The organism is Bradyrhizobium sp. B097, assembly GCF_038957035.1.
Classification (GTDB): Bacteria; Pseudomonadota; Alphaproteobacteria; order Rhizobiales; family Xanthobacteraceae; genus Bradyrhizobium.
In genome coordinates this window covers 3,428,251-3,441,802 of sequence record NZ_CP152412.1, presented here as the reverse complement: position 1 = coordinate 3,441,802, position 13,552 = coordinate 3,428,251, and the positions used below count along the sequence as shown (strand labels likewise).

Below are 13,552 nucleotides of genomic sequence, written 5' to 3'. Positions count from 1 at the left end.
GCACAGCCGCAGTATGCTGAACGCCCTGTTAACGTGACCGCTCAAATTGCCGGATGGCCTCAACGGCATTTTCCATTTCTTTCCGCTAGCGTTGCCCGCGATGAACGCAAGGCCGATCAGCCCTGCAGACCGGGGAAACATGGGACGTGGCCGATATTGCTGACCAGGCAATGATCCGCCGTGCATCGCGCAAGGATGCCATGGACGATCGCGCGTTGCCGCCGCTGTCGGCCGCGCCGGTCGGCGCATGGCGGGCGCTTGCCGAGCGCGCGATCGAGCCCAATGGCTACTACCAACCCGACTGGGAATTGGCGGTCGATGCCTCCGCGCGCGGCCGCACCGGTGCATCGCTGCTCAGCGCCACCGGCGATGCCGGGCAATTGATCGGGCTGTTGCCGGTCGTGCCGTTGCGGCGAATCTACCGGATCCCCCTGCCCGCGCTGGTCGGCGCCGAACCCTACGGCACGCTGTGCACGCCGCTGCTCGACCGCAATGCCGCCGAGCAGGCCGCCGGCAAGATGCTGCAGCAGGCACGCAATGCGGGCGCGCACGCGCTGATCCTGCGCACCATGTCGCTCGAGGGCCCGGCCATGGCGGCGATCCGCGCGGTGCTCGCGCGCGACGGCTTGCAGCCGCGCCTGCTGAGCACCTATCAACGCGCGCAGCTCGATGCGATGCGCGATGCCGATGAATTGCTGCGCGACGCGCTCGGGCCCAAGAAGCTGAAGGAGCTGCGCCGGCAGCGCCATCGCCTGTCCGACCACGGCGCGGTGCGCTTCGATGTCGCGCGCACGCCGCGCGAGGTTGCGGCGGCGCTCGAGATCTTCCTTGCGCTCGAAGCCGGTGGCTGGAAGGGCCAGCGCGGCACCGCGCTCAGCCAGCATGCCGGCGACGCAGCCTTCATCCGCCGCGCGACGTCGGCGCTGGCCGAGACCGGCCGCTGCGAGATCGTCATGCTGCATGCGGGCGGCACGGCGGTTGCGGGCGGCATCGTGGTGCGCCATCAGGACCGCGCCTTCTTTTTCAAGATCGGCATCGACGAGCGCTTTGCGAAGCATTCGCCGGGCGCGCAATTGACGCTGGAGCTGACGCGCCATCTCTGCGCCGATCCCGCGATCAATTCGGCCGATTCCACCGCAGCGCCCGGCCATCCTATGATCGACCCGATCTGGCGTGGCCGCTTCGCGATCGGCGACGTGCTGCTGCCGCTGCGGCGGCGCGATCCGCTGGTTGCCGCCGTTCATGCCGCGCTGACCCTGAACAATCTCGCCTACGAGGCCGCGCGCGGCGCCGTCCACTTCATCCGCAGCCGGCGCGCCAAGCCCGGAGAACACGGTCCCCCTTACACAAGCCCGCGCGGATCGATAGGCTGCACATGACGGCCTCGAGCCGATGACGTCATGATCGGGCGGGAACGTGACGATCCAGGAATGCTACGTCCGGCAGGACGCGCTGACCGACCCCGGTGAGTTGGCCGGTGCGTATGACGATTTGCCCACAACGGTCTCCGGACTGTGCGAGGTCGTCTCGGGGCTGATCATGCACGTCGCCTGGGCGGAGCGGTACGGCATTCCGCCTGATTTCCCGATGGTCCGGCAAACCCAACCGGTCGCGGATCGGTTGAAGCTGATCCAGGCGTCGTGCGCCGGATCGCTCACCGCGGCACGCCCGCCGCGCAGCCGGACGTTCGGCACCTGTCGCGACTACGCGCTCCTGCTGTGCAGCATGCTCCGAAACCGATCGATCCCGGCGCGGGTCCGCTGCGGCTTTGCGACCTACATCGGCGACGACATCTATCATGATCATTGGATCTGCGAATATTGGTCACCATCCGACCGGCGCTGGCTGCAGGCCGACGCGCAGCTCGATGCGCTTCAGATTGACCAGTTGCAAATCAGGTTCGACGGCGCGAACCTGCCGCGCGATGCGTTTCTGACGGCATCGCAGGCCTGGCGGATGGCGAGAAGCAACGCGGTGGCTGCCGGAGCGTTCGGACACGGCGCGGCCACTGGCCTGTGGTTTCTTCACGTCAACGTCTACCGCGACCTGCTGGCGCTCACGAACCGGCAAATGTCGGCCTGGGATAGCTGGCGCGACGCGGCGCCGGCCAGCAAGGTCTTGAAGGTCGACGCCCTTGCCGAGCTCGACCGGCTCGCCGACGTGGTCGCGGCGTTCGAGGATGGCTCGGACCGGTTCGCCGTGCTGGACGAAGCGGCATCACGCAACTTGATGCCGCCCTGGCTTTCGTAATGCGCCGGGTGGCCCGGCGGAACGGCGCACCGAGCTCGCCTCCCTCACCGCGACCCACGGTTTACCATTTCGTAGCCATGCAGACACACCGGGAAACAATAAGTTCCCGGCGTCAGGTTGGTGTCAGCTAGCCCTTCTAGCGTTGCGGCGCGCTGTTTCTCAGGCAGCGCATGCCCTTGCCTGGAAAGCCTCATCTGATGGAAACATCGGGTGAGGCTTTCTGCCGCTGTATGCCCGGCCCAACCATCCTCGGCGTTACTGCAATGGCGAATGCGGGGCCGGCAGCATGATGGTCGAGTGCATCTCCTCGAGCAGCTGCGTGCCTTTGCCCAGGAATTCCAGCCAAGCCGGATCCTTCATCGCACCGCCGCGCGCCGCGGCGCGGGCGTTGAGATCGGGATAGGCCCAGATGTGGCAGACCTCGTTGGGCTGGCCGGAATCGGTGTGCCAGAGGCCGACGATCTTGGAATATTTCTCGCGCTCCGGCAGCACGCCGGTGATCAGATCGAGCCATTGCTTGACGCCGCCGAGCGGCTTTGCGCGATAGTTACGGAATTCGTAGATGTTGCCCTTGGTGGCAGGCGCCACCGGCGGAATGATCGCATTCAGCAGCCGGACCTCCTGGCGCACCAAGAGCGGACGGATCGCCGGAATGTACTCGCCGGTCCAGCGCGGATTCTTCGCAAGCTCGGCACGCAGCCGGGCTCGCTCGTTGAGATCGGCGTAGCTCCACATGTGCATGACCTGATTGAGCGGCCCGATCTCGGTGATCCAGTAGCCTTCCAGCTTGCCGAAATTGTCGGCGCGGATGTCGCGCGAGATCGTGCTCGCCGCCTTCACCATCTCGCCGACGGTCCCTGGACGTACCGTGTAGGTGCGCAGCTCATAGATCATGATGGTCTCCCTGGTTGTTTCCGATGGATCGTGTGGGCAAACGAAAAAGCCCGGCATGAGCCGGGCTTCCGTGAACGACTGCGGACTACTCGGCCGCCTGCGCGTTGATCTCGGCCGAGACCTCGCGGATAGCGCGGGCGAGCTGCTCGGCCGGCTGGGCGCCGGACACCGCGTATTTCTGCGCGAACACGAAGGTCGGCACGCCGGAGATGCCCTTCTCGGAGGCTTCCTGCGCTTGCGCGGACACCAGCGCCACATCCTCGTCGGTGGCAAGACGCTTGCGCACGTCGTCGGCGTCGAGCCCGACGTCGGCTGCCGCCTGCACCAGCACATTGGTGTCGGTGAGATCGCCGCCGTCGCGGAAATACAGCTCCATCAGCCGCTGCTTCATCTCGGCCGCCTTGCCCTTGGCCTCGGCCCAGTGGATCAGGCGATGGCAGTCGATCGTGTTGGGCTGCCGCTTGACGAGCTCGGGATGGTAGGTCAGCCCCTCCTCATTGGCGGCGGCGACCACGCGGCCGGCGATGCCCTTGTAGGCGTCGACCGAGCCGAACTTGGCCGTGAGATATTCCTCACGGCTGATGCCCTCGCGCGGCACCCAATTATTGAGGAAGAACGGCCGCCAGTGCACCTCGACCGGCACATCGGGCACCAGCTTGAGCGCATCCTCGATGCGACGCTTGCCGATGTAGCACCAGGGGCAAACGACGTCGGAGACGATATCGAGGCGAAGCGGCTTCAGGGTGCTCATGGCGTCCTCCGGATTGTGGCCCCAAGGTAAGCCCCCCGCTCTGCAGCACAAGGGCGTCGGCCGCATGTCTCGCATCACATAACCTCGGCGGTTATTGTGGGAAGAACGCCCGCCTTCTAGACAGCGGCCTGTCACAACAGCCCGCAGAGACCCGCCGATGACCGCCATTTTTCTGCCAGAAGGCAATCTGTTTCGTGCCACCGAGCACGCCGGAGGGCCATGGTCGCCGGACATGCTGCAAGGCAGCGCCACCGCCGCGCTGATGGCGCGCGAAGTCGAACGGCTGGCGCTCCGCACAGGTTTCGCGATCCGCCGCCTGACCTTCGATCTCTGGCGGCCGGCCGGCTTGCGCGCCTTCGCGGTCGAAACAGCCGTGCTGCGCGACGGCCGCAAGGCCAAGACGATCCAGGTCAGTCTCCTGGACGGCGACATCGAGATCGGCCGCTGTACGGCGCTGGTGACGGCGCCAGGCGAAGAATCGCCGCGCGATCCGTTTTCGCATCCGGCAAGCCCGGACACCGCCCCCGAGGCCGGGACGCCGCCGCCGGCCTTTGCGCAGAATTGGAGCCGCTATTTCCAGAACGTCTCGGTGCGCTTGATCGAGGGCGCGCTTGAGAAGCCCGGCCCTGCCGCCGCCTGGATGCGCCTCGACGTACCGCTCGTCGCCGGTGAGCTCAACACGCCGCTCTTGCAGTCGGTGCAGGCCGCGGACTTTTCCAGCGGCGTCGCGCAGATCGTTGACATGCGCGAATGGACGTTCGTCAATCCCGAGATCAGCCTCTACTACTTCCGCCCGCCCGAGGGCGAGTGGATCCTGATCCGCTCGCGCACCCGCGTCGGGACCGGCGGAGCCGGGCTCACGACCGCGACCCTCAGCGATCGCGGCGGCCCGTTCGCCGAGGTGATGCAGGCGATGAGCTTCGAACGCCGCGCCGGATCGGCTCAAGCGTCCTGAGCCGCAAGCGCCGTCAGCACAGCCTCGGAGGCTTCGTCGGCCGGCATGAACATCTCGACGCGCATCTCTTGCAACGTCACGTCCTGAGGCGTGCCGAGCGTCAGCACCGTGCCGACCAGCCCAAGCATCACTTCGCCCTTGCGTAACCGCACCTCGCACAGTGGCCCCGGCGCCGCGGTTTCGTTGAGGTGCGGCACGGGGATATCGGGGAGTTTCAGGAGTTTGCGCCAGGTCGACTGCAACGCGAGGTCGAGCGGTGCCGCCATTGCCTCGTGACGCGCCCGCGCCAGCAGCGCCGCAGCGAGATTCGACCAGTTCTCGACGTAGGGACGCAGCTCGTCCGGCGACAAAAACATCGCCATGTGATTGAGCGGCCGCTGCATGCGCACCGGACCAAGCAGCATCGTGATCAGCCGCGCTGCCGCGCGATTGGCCACGATCACGTTCCACTGCCGGTCGGTCACGATGGCCGGAAACGGCTCGTGCCGGCGCAGCAGCAGGTCGATCGCGCGCCTGGCGTCGGCGAGCTCCGGCGCCGCCAGATCATGCTCGCCATATTGCCGAGCAAAGCCACCGGCCTCCAGCAGCGCATTGCGATCGCGCAGCGAGAGACCGAGCGCTGCGGCAAGCTGCAGCAGGATGTCCCTGCTCGCGACGGCCTTGCCAGTTTCGACGAAGCTCAGATGCTTGATCGAGATGCCGGCCTCGAAGGCGAGGTCGGCCTGGCTCATGGCGCGTCGCCCGCGCCAATCACGCAGGAGGTCGCCCACGGGATGAGGTCGTGCGCCGCGGGCCGGGGTCGAATGGGTGTTCATGAGCGGATTATGCCGCCAGGCGGCTCCGGCTGCAAAGTTCGCGTATCGGTTCGTTCAGCCCAGAGCGCTGGCCATCTGCCGCATCCGCTCGGCGGTCAGCTCATCGGCCGGGAAGAAGGTCTCCAGCGCCAGTTCCTGCAGCGTGATGTCGACCGGGGTGCCGAACACCATGGTGGTCGAGATGAAGCTCAGGATCTCGCCATTGAGGCGGAGCTTGAACGGGAGCGCGACGTTGTTGTCGGGGGTGATCGGGGCGGCCCGCGCCGGGATCGGATAGGATTTCAGGTCCTGATAGAGCTTGAGCAGCTCCGGATCAGCCGTTGCCTCGCACTGCCGATGCAGCCGCTCCAACAGATGCGCTGCCCATTCCGCCAGGTTCACGGTGCGCGGCGCCAGGCCCTCCGGGTGGAACGCCAACCGCAGGATGTTGAAGGGCTGCCCGAGCAGCCGCTGCGGCACGCCCTCGAGCAGCGGCGCCACCATGCGGTTGGCGGTGACCAGATTCCAGTGCCGGTCATAGGCCAGCGCCGGATTGGGCTCATGCGCCTTCAGCACCAGGTTGATCGCCTCGCGCGCCGATTTCAACGCGGGATCCTCCAGCGAGCGTTGCGGGAATGCGGGTGCGAACCCCGCGGCGACCAACAGCACGTTGCGTTCGCGTAGGGGCACATCGAGGCGCTCCGCCAGTTTGAGGACCATGTCGCGCGACGGCGCCGAGCGGCCGGTCTCGACGAAGCTTAAATGCCGCGCCGAGACCTCGGCATCGACGGCAAGGTCGAGCTGGCTGAGATGGCGGCGCTGCCGCCACTCGCGCAGGTGCTCGCCGATCAGGACGGGTTTTGCGGGCTCGGCCCGCGCCATGGATGCATGTGCGTTCATGGTGCAAAACCTATCATGCGAAATTCGCCCGTTCCATTACGCCTGAGGTAATCGAATTGGCGCGCGGGCCGGCTCATCTTCCACGGCACAGGAGATGACCATGCTGATGCTGTCCCTAATCCGCGCCCTCGCCGTCCTGGCCCCGTGGCTGGTCCATCTGGCCACCTGGCTGGTCGCGCGCTCGCTCAACATACCCCAGCCGATCGTGCACGCGACCAGCATGTTCGTGTTCGCGCAGGTCTATGCGGTCGAGATGAGGGTCGGCAAGGGCCTGTGGCGCCAGCTGCAGTCCCTGATGCGCTGAAAACCCATCCCAACCCGAGGAGACACTGCCATGTTCCATTCGTCCCAGCTGCTGCGCCGCGCCCTGCTTGCCGATGCCGTGTTCAGCGGCGTATCCGCCATCGCGATGGTGCTCGACACCGGCGCGCTGGCCTCGCTGCTCGGCCTGCCGGACGCCCTGCTGCGCGAGACCGGGCTGTTCCTGATCGCCTACACCGCGCTGGTCGGCTGGCTCGGCGCGCGAACCTCGCTGCCGAAGGGACCTGTGATCCTGGTGGTCGCCGGCAATGCGGCCTGGACGCTTGCCAGCATCGCGCTGCTGCTCTCGGGCGCGGTGTCGCCGAACCTGCTCGGCATCATCGTGATCCTCGCCCAGGCGATCGCCACCGGCGTGTTCGCCGAGCTGCAATACATGGGCTTGCGGAAGAGCCAGGGCGTGGTGGCGGCGTAACGGCAGCCAACACAACGCTGTCATACCCCCGCGTATGCGGGGGATCCAGTAAGCTGCGGCCCATCGGATCAATCGTTGACGCCTCTGGAATACTGGATCGCCCGCTTTCGCGGGCGATGACAGCTGCGTAGCTGCGTAGGATGGGTCGAGCGAAGCGAAACCCATCGGCTTCGTTCCGCGGCAGAGATGGTGGGTTTCGCTGCGCTCTACCCACCCTACAAAGTCATTGCAGTGTCGCCTGCTTCGCTTCGCCTGTAACGTTCGCCAACCCCGAGCATCACGCCCTGCCCGCTGGCGACGCCCATCTCGAGGCTCGAGGCGATGCGCCGCGCGCGCTCGATGAAATGAAGCGCTGCGACCGGCGGGCACAGTTCATGCGCCGTCGCCTCGAACAGTTCGAGCCAGCGGTCGAAATGCGCGGCATCGACCGGCAGCTTCATGTGCTTGACCATCGGCGTGCCGTGATAGCGCCCGGTCATCAGTGCGACCGACGACCAGAACGCGCACATCTGGGCCAGATGCGGCTCCCAATGGGTGATCCTGGCCTCGAACACCGGCCCGATCATCGGGTCCTTGCGGACCTTGGCGTAGAAGCCGTGCACCAGCTGCTCGATCATTCCCTCGGTGATCCTGGTCCGCGCGACAATCTCGGCGGTGATCTGCTCGCGGCGCTCTGCTGCTGTCATGCCTCACATCCTAAATAGGTATTTTAAATGCCCATTTAGATTGCTATAGCGGATCCGCCAAGTGCTGATTTCGAAGGGCTTCCATGCGCCTGACATCATTCACGGATTTTGCGCTGCGCGCGCTGATGCGGCTGGCCGGCGAGCCGGACCGCTCATTTGCCACCAGCGAGATCGCGGCCGAGTTCGGCATTTCCCGCAATCATCTCGCCAAGGTGGTGCGCGACCTCGCCGAGGCCGGCTTCATCGCGACCCAGCGCGGCGCCGGCGGCGGGTTTTCGCTGGCGCGCGCCCCGCAGGCGATCACGCTCGGCGAGGTGGTGCGCGCGCTCGAGGGCGGCAGCGTACTGGTCGAATGTTTCAGGGATGATGGCGGAGAATGCGTGCTGCTGCCGCGCTGCCGCCTGAAGGCGAGGCTCGCGGCGGCCCGCGAGGCCTTCATGCGCGAGCTCGATGGAACCACGCTCGCCGAATGCGCCTATCTCGCGCGTCCGGCGCGTCATCCTGCAAGGGCATCATGACGACGATCGCATTCACTGACAGCACGTTCGAGGTCGATGCCGATATCGTCGCCGACGGCCTCGGCATCACTGTGCGGCTGCTACAGGACCAAATGCGATCCGGCAAAATCACGACGCTGTCGGAACGCGGGGTCGACAACGATGCCGGTCGACATCGGTTGACCTTCTTCTCGGAACACCGCCGTTTCCGCCTTGTCATCGACGAGCGCGGCACTATCCTTCAACGCTCGACGCTCGATTTCGGCGATGCCCCGCTGCCCGCATCGGCGCGCAAGCCCGGCGGCTGGGGTGTGCACTCATAGGGGTGCAGAGGTCAGGAACCTCGTGCTTCGGGCGTGTACCCATCATAACCCGTGCCGTAGTCAGGACGCGTATGAGGTCCGCTGTGCCCCTGATGGCGGAGCGGACCTCAATGCTTCAATGCGTCTTCTTGCGGGGATCATCGGCCGGATCGATGTAGTCGATGCCTCCTGGGCCGGTGAATTGAATCTGGAGGATCGCCCCCTCGTTTTCCGTCCAAACATAATGAGCGTGTCTCGCCGGCATCATCTCCAAGGCACCCGCCTTGACCATCTCGCCTTTGGTAGGGTCAAACTTTTCGCCCATGCCCCAGCCGACGCTACCGCTGATCACCGTGACGGTCTCGGCATAGGGATGAGTGTGCGGCGGAACTTTATAGTTGGGAGGAAGCTTGATGCGCTGAACCACCACGCTGCCAGCTTTCGTTGGATCACCTGCCAGGAGCGCGACCTGGCCACCCTTCGGAACGTTCGGGTTGTCCTTCCACGTCAGAGCATCTGGTTTGACGATGGTCCCGGCATCTTGCGCCAGCGCCGAACCCGCCAGTGCGATCAAGGCTGCCAAAGTCAGAAGCTTTTTCATGAGGTCCTCCCTGCGATGATTGCTCCACTTTTCAGAGTGCTACTGCTTGCAAGATGATCACTGCCCAATCCCCAAGCGAGCACCTCGGCAGCTCTCGCTTCACGGCAGCTCGCGATAGCCTACGCGACGCCGCCGTGGCACCAAAGGGAGCAAAAGAGTGATGTCGGGTCAGGGTCCCGAGCGGTAATGCTCTGGCTGATCGTAAGATTTCGCTTGGCTGTCCGAAACTGACGTCTGCGCCTTTATGGGTAGGGGTCCTGGTCACAGCATTGCTGGCTTTGCGCCCGATCGGAAGTCGATGGGCCCAATTTGGCCGTCCATCGTTGGGACGTATAGCAGCCAATCGCCGGACCGGATGCCGCGCGGGTCAGTGCCTCGGCGCGAGGCGACGTAGTCGATCTCGCCGCGCAAGACGTTATGAGTACACGCCCCGATTCCGGAGCGCGGCGTCAGGCTTGGAGCACCCGCGCGGCGCCTCGCTTCGGGGCGGCAGCCTTCCTGCCGGCAGCCTTGACGAGAGAATGACCGTTCAGTTGCGTGCCGTTCAGCTTGCCGTTTGCCTTGGCGCCGTTCGTCTTCTTTGCCCTGGCCTTGGCCGGTTGCTCGGCGAGCTTCTCGGCCTCGCGCTTGGCTTTCCGCTCGGCCTTTTCCTTCAGCCGCAGCCGCTCCGCCCTCGCCTCCGCGCGCTTCTTCTTGCGCTTCTTCTCGCAGGCATCGCACTTGCAGCCGATCGGCTTCAGATAGGCTTTGAAATAGTCGGTTCCGTAATCGTAGTTGATCTCGTCGCCCGGCTCGATGTCCTTGATGGCGCGGATGAACACCTTGCGCTTGCGCGGCTTGACGTCGGATTCCGCGTTCGGCCTGCAGGCATGGTTGATGTAGCGGGCGACGTTCTCGCGGATCGAGCCGTCGATGGTCCATCGGTTGGTGAGCTCGAACAGATATTTGTTCTCGATCGCGTCCTCATCCTTCTTCTTCGAGTCGAGCAACGGCCCGAAATAACGGATGATCTTGGTGCCTTTCTTGATCGGCTTGGTGGCGAAAAGGCCAAGGCCAGTACGGGAACGGCCGACACGATAGGGCTTTTGCGATGATGATGCGGGCATGACGATCGAGGCTAAGGCACGCAAGGTGCACGCGACAGAAGTTGCGAAGCCGCCCTTCTAGGACGATTCCGCGCGCCTGTCAGGTGTTTCCAGCGTGTCTGTTGAACCTTCCCCAGATTGCATATGTCAGACATAAAGTAACGTCCGGATCGCAGGTTTCCCCCGATGAAATATCCTGCTTTTGCAACAATCGTTGCGGCGCTCGCCAGCGCAAATCCTGGTCAGGCTGCCGCCCAAACGATCAGCAGCAGCTATACCTCGACCGCGCCGAAGGCCTGCCGGATGATCGGCAAGCCCAACGAGGAGGACGGCAGCGCCACGCGCGTCTGCCCGGGGAAATCCGGCCTTGTGGTGCTGATCAATGAAGGCGATCTGCGCGAAGTAGTCTCGGTGGGCCGAAACCGCGCGGCAGCAGCCAGGGAACCGGCGGCGCAGGCCTGGTTCGGCCCGTTCAGCTCGACCGGCGATACGGTCGAATGGCGTGCCGCCGGCAGCAAACCCTTCGCGATCATCCAGCGCTGGCAGATCGCCGACAGCAGCGAGCAGGACAAGCGCGGCGGCCCGGTCTCACGGGCGATGCTCGCCGTAACGCGGCTGCCGCCGGGCGAGGTCTGTCATGTCGCCTATGTCGACGTTGCCGCCAATCCCAACGCCAACGAGCTGGCGCGGCAGGCCGCCGATGATTTCGCCCGCGATTTCAAATGCGGCGCGGATCAGGTGAAGACGATCGGACAGAGCGGCCGCTCGACATCGCTGACGAAACGCTAGAACGCCGCCGCAGGCGCAATATCGGTTACAGCCGCGCTGAGCGGCCCGCAGACAAACGCAGCATCGCGGTCAACAACGCTTCCACTGATGTGCCCTCGGGCGACCGATCCAGAATCGTCTTGAGGCGGCCGTCGAGCAGCAGCATGGTAAAGCCATGCACCAGCGACCAGGCCGACGCGATCGCGGCCGCCTGGTCCAATGTAAGCTGCTCCTTGGAAATCTGCTCTTGTCGGCTGGCGCCGACGCCGCGGGTCAGCCCGGCGAACGACGCCTCGGACGCCTCGTGCAGCGACGGCCGCTCATGATCGAGCCGCTCGCTGCGAAACATCAGCCCATACATGCCGGGATGCGCCTGCGCATAGGCGACATAAGCCTTGGCGCTCGCCACTCCCTTTTCGGGCGGTGTCGCCGCTGAAGCGTCCGCCGCTGCCATCGCCTGGCCGAACTGCCGGAAGCCGATCGCCGCGAGCTCACTGAGCAATCCGGTGAGATCGCCGAAATGATGCGTGGGCGCGGCATGCGACACGCCGGCCTCGCGTGCCACCGCACGCAGTGTCAGTCCGGCCAGTCCATCACACTCGAGCACGCGCTCCGCGGCCTTCAGTAGCGCTTCATGCAGATCGCCATGATGATACGGCGTGTCATTGGTCCGGCGCCGCGGTGCCGAGCGATTGGCGGCACGCGCAACCCGGCGGGTCGGAGCCCGTGTTGGACGAGTCGCCTTGTTTTCTTTGGATAATCTTGCCATGCGGCCCTTATATGTCGCAATTTTTACACTGTAAAGATTTTGCTTGACGATCGGCGGCGTCACTCCTACTGATATCTTTACGGTGTAAAGATTATAATGCAGGGAGATGCGGAATGCTCGATCAGGTCACATCCAACACGGCGCGAAGCAATCTGGCGCCGATTCCATTTGAAGCCGACGCGCCGTTTCTGAAGATCACAGGCGAATTGCCGCGCGAGCTGAACGGCACGCTGTACCGCAACGGCCCCAATCCGCAGTTCAATGTGCCGGGCGCGCATTGGTTCGTCGGTGACGGCATGCTGCACGCCTTCCATCTCGAGAACGGCCGCGCCAGCTATCGCAATCGCTGGGTACGCACCCCGAAATGGCAGGCCGAGCACGACGCCGGACGCGCACTGTTCGGCGGCTTCGGCCGCAAGCTGCCTGATGCGCCGGAAACGACCCTCACCGACAGCGGCGTCGCCAACACCAACATCATCTTCCACGCCGGCCGCCTGCTCGCGCTCGAGGAAGGCCATCTGCCGACCGAGATCGATCCCGGCACGCTCGACCGCCTCGGCTATTGCGACTACAAGGGCGCGATATCGGGCCCCTTCACCGCCCATCCCAAGATCGATCCGGTCACCGGCGAGATGGTGTTCTTCGGCTACAACGCCGCCGGTCCGCTGACGCCGGCGTTGTCGTATGGCGCGGTCAATTCATCCGGCGTGGTGACGCGGTTCGAACGCTTCGAGGCGCCCTATGCCAGCATGGTGCACGACTTCATCGTCACCGAGAACCACGTGCTGTTTCCGATCCTGCCGATCACCGGCAGCATGGAACGCGCGATGCGTGGCAAGCCGCCCTACGCCTGGGAGCCGGGAAAAGGCGCCTATGTCGGCGTCATGAAGCGCAACGGCTCAGCCAGCGATCTGGTCTGGTTCCGCGCCGAGAACTGCTATGTCTTCCACGTCATGAACGCATGGGAAGACGGCAACCGCATCGTCGCCGACGTGATGCAGTACGAGGAGCCGCCGCTGTTCACCCATCCCGACGGCTCGCCGACGGATGAGAAGAAATCGAGCGCCCGGCTCTGCCGCTGGAGCTTTGATCTGGCCGGGAATACCGACAGCTTCACGCAAACCTATCTCAACGATCTGACCGGCGAATTCCCGCGCATCGACGACCGCCGCGCCGGTCTCAGGAATAGCCACGGTTGGCACGCAAGCACCGACCCTGACGTGCCGCTGGCCGGCGCGCTGTCCGGCATCGTGCATGTCGACGGCGCGGGCAAGCGGCTCGGCAAATATCTCTTGCCGGCCGGCGACACGATCTCCGAGCCTGTCTTCGTCGAGCGCGGCTCGGGCGCTGCCGAGGGCGACGGCTGGCTGCTCGCCGCGGTCTGGCGCGCCCGCGAAAACCGCAGCGACCTCGCCGTCTTCAACGCCACCGACGTCGAGGCCGGCCCGACCGCGCTGGTTCATCTCGGCCACCGCGTGCCGGATGGATTCCACGGCAATTGGGTGGGGGCGGAGTAGGCGACGCGCGCCCTCTCCAGCACGAGCTAATTCCTCCACTGTCACGCCCG

Annotated in this window: 17 protein-coding genes; 9 read left to right on the top strand and 8 right to left on the bottom strand. The window is 65.1% G+C overall.

The features are described 5' to 3' along the window. Positions 1 to 146 precede the first annotated feature (146 nt). Both AAFG07_RS15975 and AAFG07_RS15970 read left to right on the top strand, forming a co-directional pair. A complete protein-coding gene (locus AAFG07_RS15975) occupies positions 147 to 1,379 on the top strand; it encodes a GNAT family N-acetyltransferase (RefSeq protein WP_342728106.1) in 1,233 nt (410 codons plus the stop codon). A gap of 37 nt (positions 1,380 to 1,416) precedes the next feature. After that, positions 1,417 to 2,250, top strand: coding sequence for a transglutaminase-like domain-containing protein (locus AAFG07_RS15970; protein WP_342728105.1), 834 nt, complete (start codon positions 1,417 to 1,419; stop codon positions 2,248 to 2,250). Between the two features lie 255 nt (positions 2,251 to 2,505). On the opposite strand, the gene AAFG07_RS15965 is transcribed toward AAFG07_RS15970, so the two are convergent. Together AAFG07_RS15965 and AAFG07_RS15960 are read right to left on the bottom strand one after the other, a co-directional pair. Next, on the bottom strand, positions 2,506 to 3,144 hold the full coding sequence (locus AAFG07_RS15965) for an NIPSNAP family protein (RefSeq protein WP_229169821.1): 639 nt from the start codon (positions 3,142 to 3,144) through the stop codon (positions 2,506 to 2,508). An 85-nt stretch (positions 3,145 to 3,229) separates the two neighbouring features. Then, complete coding sequence (locus tag AAFG07_RS15960) at positions 3,230 to 3,895, bottom strand: DsbA family oxidoreductase (RefSeq protein WP_342728104.1); 666 nt, start codon at positions 3,893 to 3,895, stop codon at positions 3,230 to 3,232. A gap of 157 nt (positions 3,896 to 4,052) precedes the next feature. Here AAFG07_RS15960 and AAFG07_RS15955 point away from each other — a divergent pair, with 157 nt between their 5' ends. After that, complete coding sequence (locus tag AAFG07_RS15955; RefSeq protein ID WP_342728103.1) at positions 4,053 to 4,850, top strand: thioesterase family protein; 798 nt, start codon at positions 4,053 to 4,055, stop codon at positions 4,848 to 4,850. Here AAFG07_RS15955 and AAFG07_RS15950 read toward each other — a convergent pair. Together AAFG07_RS15950 and AAFG07_RS15945 are read right to left on the bottom strand one after the other, a co-directional pair. After that, positions 4,838 to 5,581 (bottom strand): helix-turn-helix domain-containing protein, encoded by a 744-nt coding sequence (locus AAFG07_RS15950; RefSeq protein WP_342728102.1) that lies wholly within the window; start codon positions 5,579 to 5,581, stop codon positions 4,838 to 4,840. The genes AAFG07_RS15955 and AAFG07_RS15950 overlap by 13 nt on opposite strands. A 138-nt stretch (positions 5,582 to 5,719) precedes the next feature. Continuing rightward, complete coding sequence (locus AAFG07_RS15945; protein WP_342728101.1) at positions 5,720 to 6,544, bottom strand: helix-turn-helix transcriptional regulator; 825 nt, start codon at positions 6,542 to 6,544, stop codon at positions 5,720 to 5,722. A 94-nt stretch (positions 6,545 to 6,638) separates the two neighbouring features. Between AAFG07_RS15945 and AAFG07_RS15940 the strand changes: the two genes are divergently transcribed. Together AAFG07_RS15940 and AAFG07_RS15935 are read left to right on the top strand one after the other, a co-directional pair. Further along, complete coding sequence (locus AAFG07_RS15940; RefSeq protein ID WP_342728100.1) at positions 6,639 to 6,848, top strand: hypothetical protein; 210 nt, start codon at positions 6,639 to 6,641, stop codon at positions 6,846 to 6,848. A gap of 30 nt (positions 6,849 to 6,878) precedes the next feature. Next, positions 6,879 to 7,277, top strand: coding sequence for a hypothetical protein (locus AAFG07_RS15935; protein WP_342728099.1), 399 nt, complete (start codon positions 6,879 to 6,881; stop codon positions 7,275 to 7,277). Between the two features lie 215 nt (positions 7,278 to 7,492). On the opposite strand, the gene AAFG07_RS15930 is transcribed toward AAFG07_RS15935, so the two are convergent. Next, positions 7,493 to 7,963: a group III truncated hemoglobin gene (locus AAFG07_RS15930; protein ID WP_342728097.1), complete on the bottom strand. Its 471-nt coding sequence runs from the start codon at positions 7,961 to 7,963 to the stop codon at positions 7,493 to 7,495. Positions 7,964 to 8,046: 83 nt separating this feature from the next. Here AAFG07_RS15930 and AAFG07_RS15925 point away from each other — a divergent pair, with 83 nt between their 5' ends. Next, entirely contained in the window at positions 8,047 to 8,481 is a 435-nt protein-coding gene (locus tag AAFG07_RS15925; RefSeq protein ID WP_342728096.1) for an Rrf2 family transcriptional regulator, read from the top strand. Beyond that, positions 8,478 to 8,783, top strand: a complete 306-nt coding sequence (locus tag AAFG07_RS15920) for a DUF6522 family protein (RefSeq protein ID WP_342728095.1) — start codon at positions 8,478 to 8,480, stop codon at positions 8,781 to 8,783. The genes AAFG07_RS15925 and AAFG07_RS15920 overlap by 4 nt, the downstream gene beginning before the upstream one ends. Positions 8,784 to 8,898: 115 nt before the next feature. On the opposite strand, the gene AAFG07_RS15915 is transcribed toward AAFG07_RS15920, so the two are convergent. Beyond that, on the bottom strand, positions 8,899 to 9,363 hold the full coding sequence (locus AAFG07_RS15915) for a cupin domain-containing protein (RefSeq protein ID WP_342728094.1): 465 nt from the start codon (positions 9,361 to 9,363) through the stop codon (positions 8,899 to 8,901). A gap of 449 nt (positions 9,364 to 9,812) precedes the next feature. Beyond that, positions 9,813 to 10,469 (bottom strand): SET domain-containing protein, encoded by a 657-nt coding sequence (locus AAFG07_RS15910; protein WP_342728093.1) that lies wholly within the window; start codon positions 10,467 to 10,469, stop codon positions 9,813 to 9,815. A gap of 165 nt (positions 10,470 to 10,634) precedes the next feature. On the opposite strand from AAFG07_RS15910, the gene AAFG07_RS15905 reads away from it, so the two are divergent. Beyond that, positions 10,635 to 11,237 (top strand): hypothetical protein, encoded by a 603-nt coding sequence (locus AAFG07_RS15905; protein WP_342728092.1) that lies wholly within the window; start codon positions 10,635 to 10,637, stop codon positions 11,235 to 11,237. A 25-nt stretch (positions 11,238 to 11,262) separates the two neighbouring features. On the opposite strand, the gene AAFG07_RS15900 is transcribed toward AAFG07_RS15905, so the two are convergent. Next, on the bottom strand, positions 11,263 to 11,985 hold the full coding sequence (locus tag AAFG07_RS15900; protein ID WP_342728090.1) for a TetR/AcrR family transcriptional regulator: 723 nt from the start codon (positions 11,983 to 11,985) through the stop codon (positions 11,263 to 11,265). 113 nt (positions 11,986 to 12,098) lie between these two features. Here AAFG07_RS15900 and AAFG07_RS15895 point away from each other — a divergent pair, with 113 nt between their 5' ends. Further along, positions 12,099 to 13,502 (top strand): carotenoid oxygenase family protein, encoded by a 1,404-nt coding sequence (locus tag AAFG07_RS15895; RefSeq protein ID WP_342728089.1) that lies wholly within the window; start codon positions 12,099 to 12,101, stop codon positions 13,500 to 13,502. Positions 13,503 to 13,552: the final 50 nt, after the last annotated feature.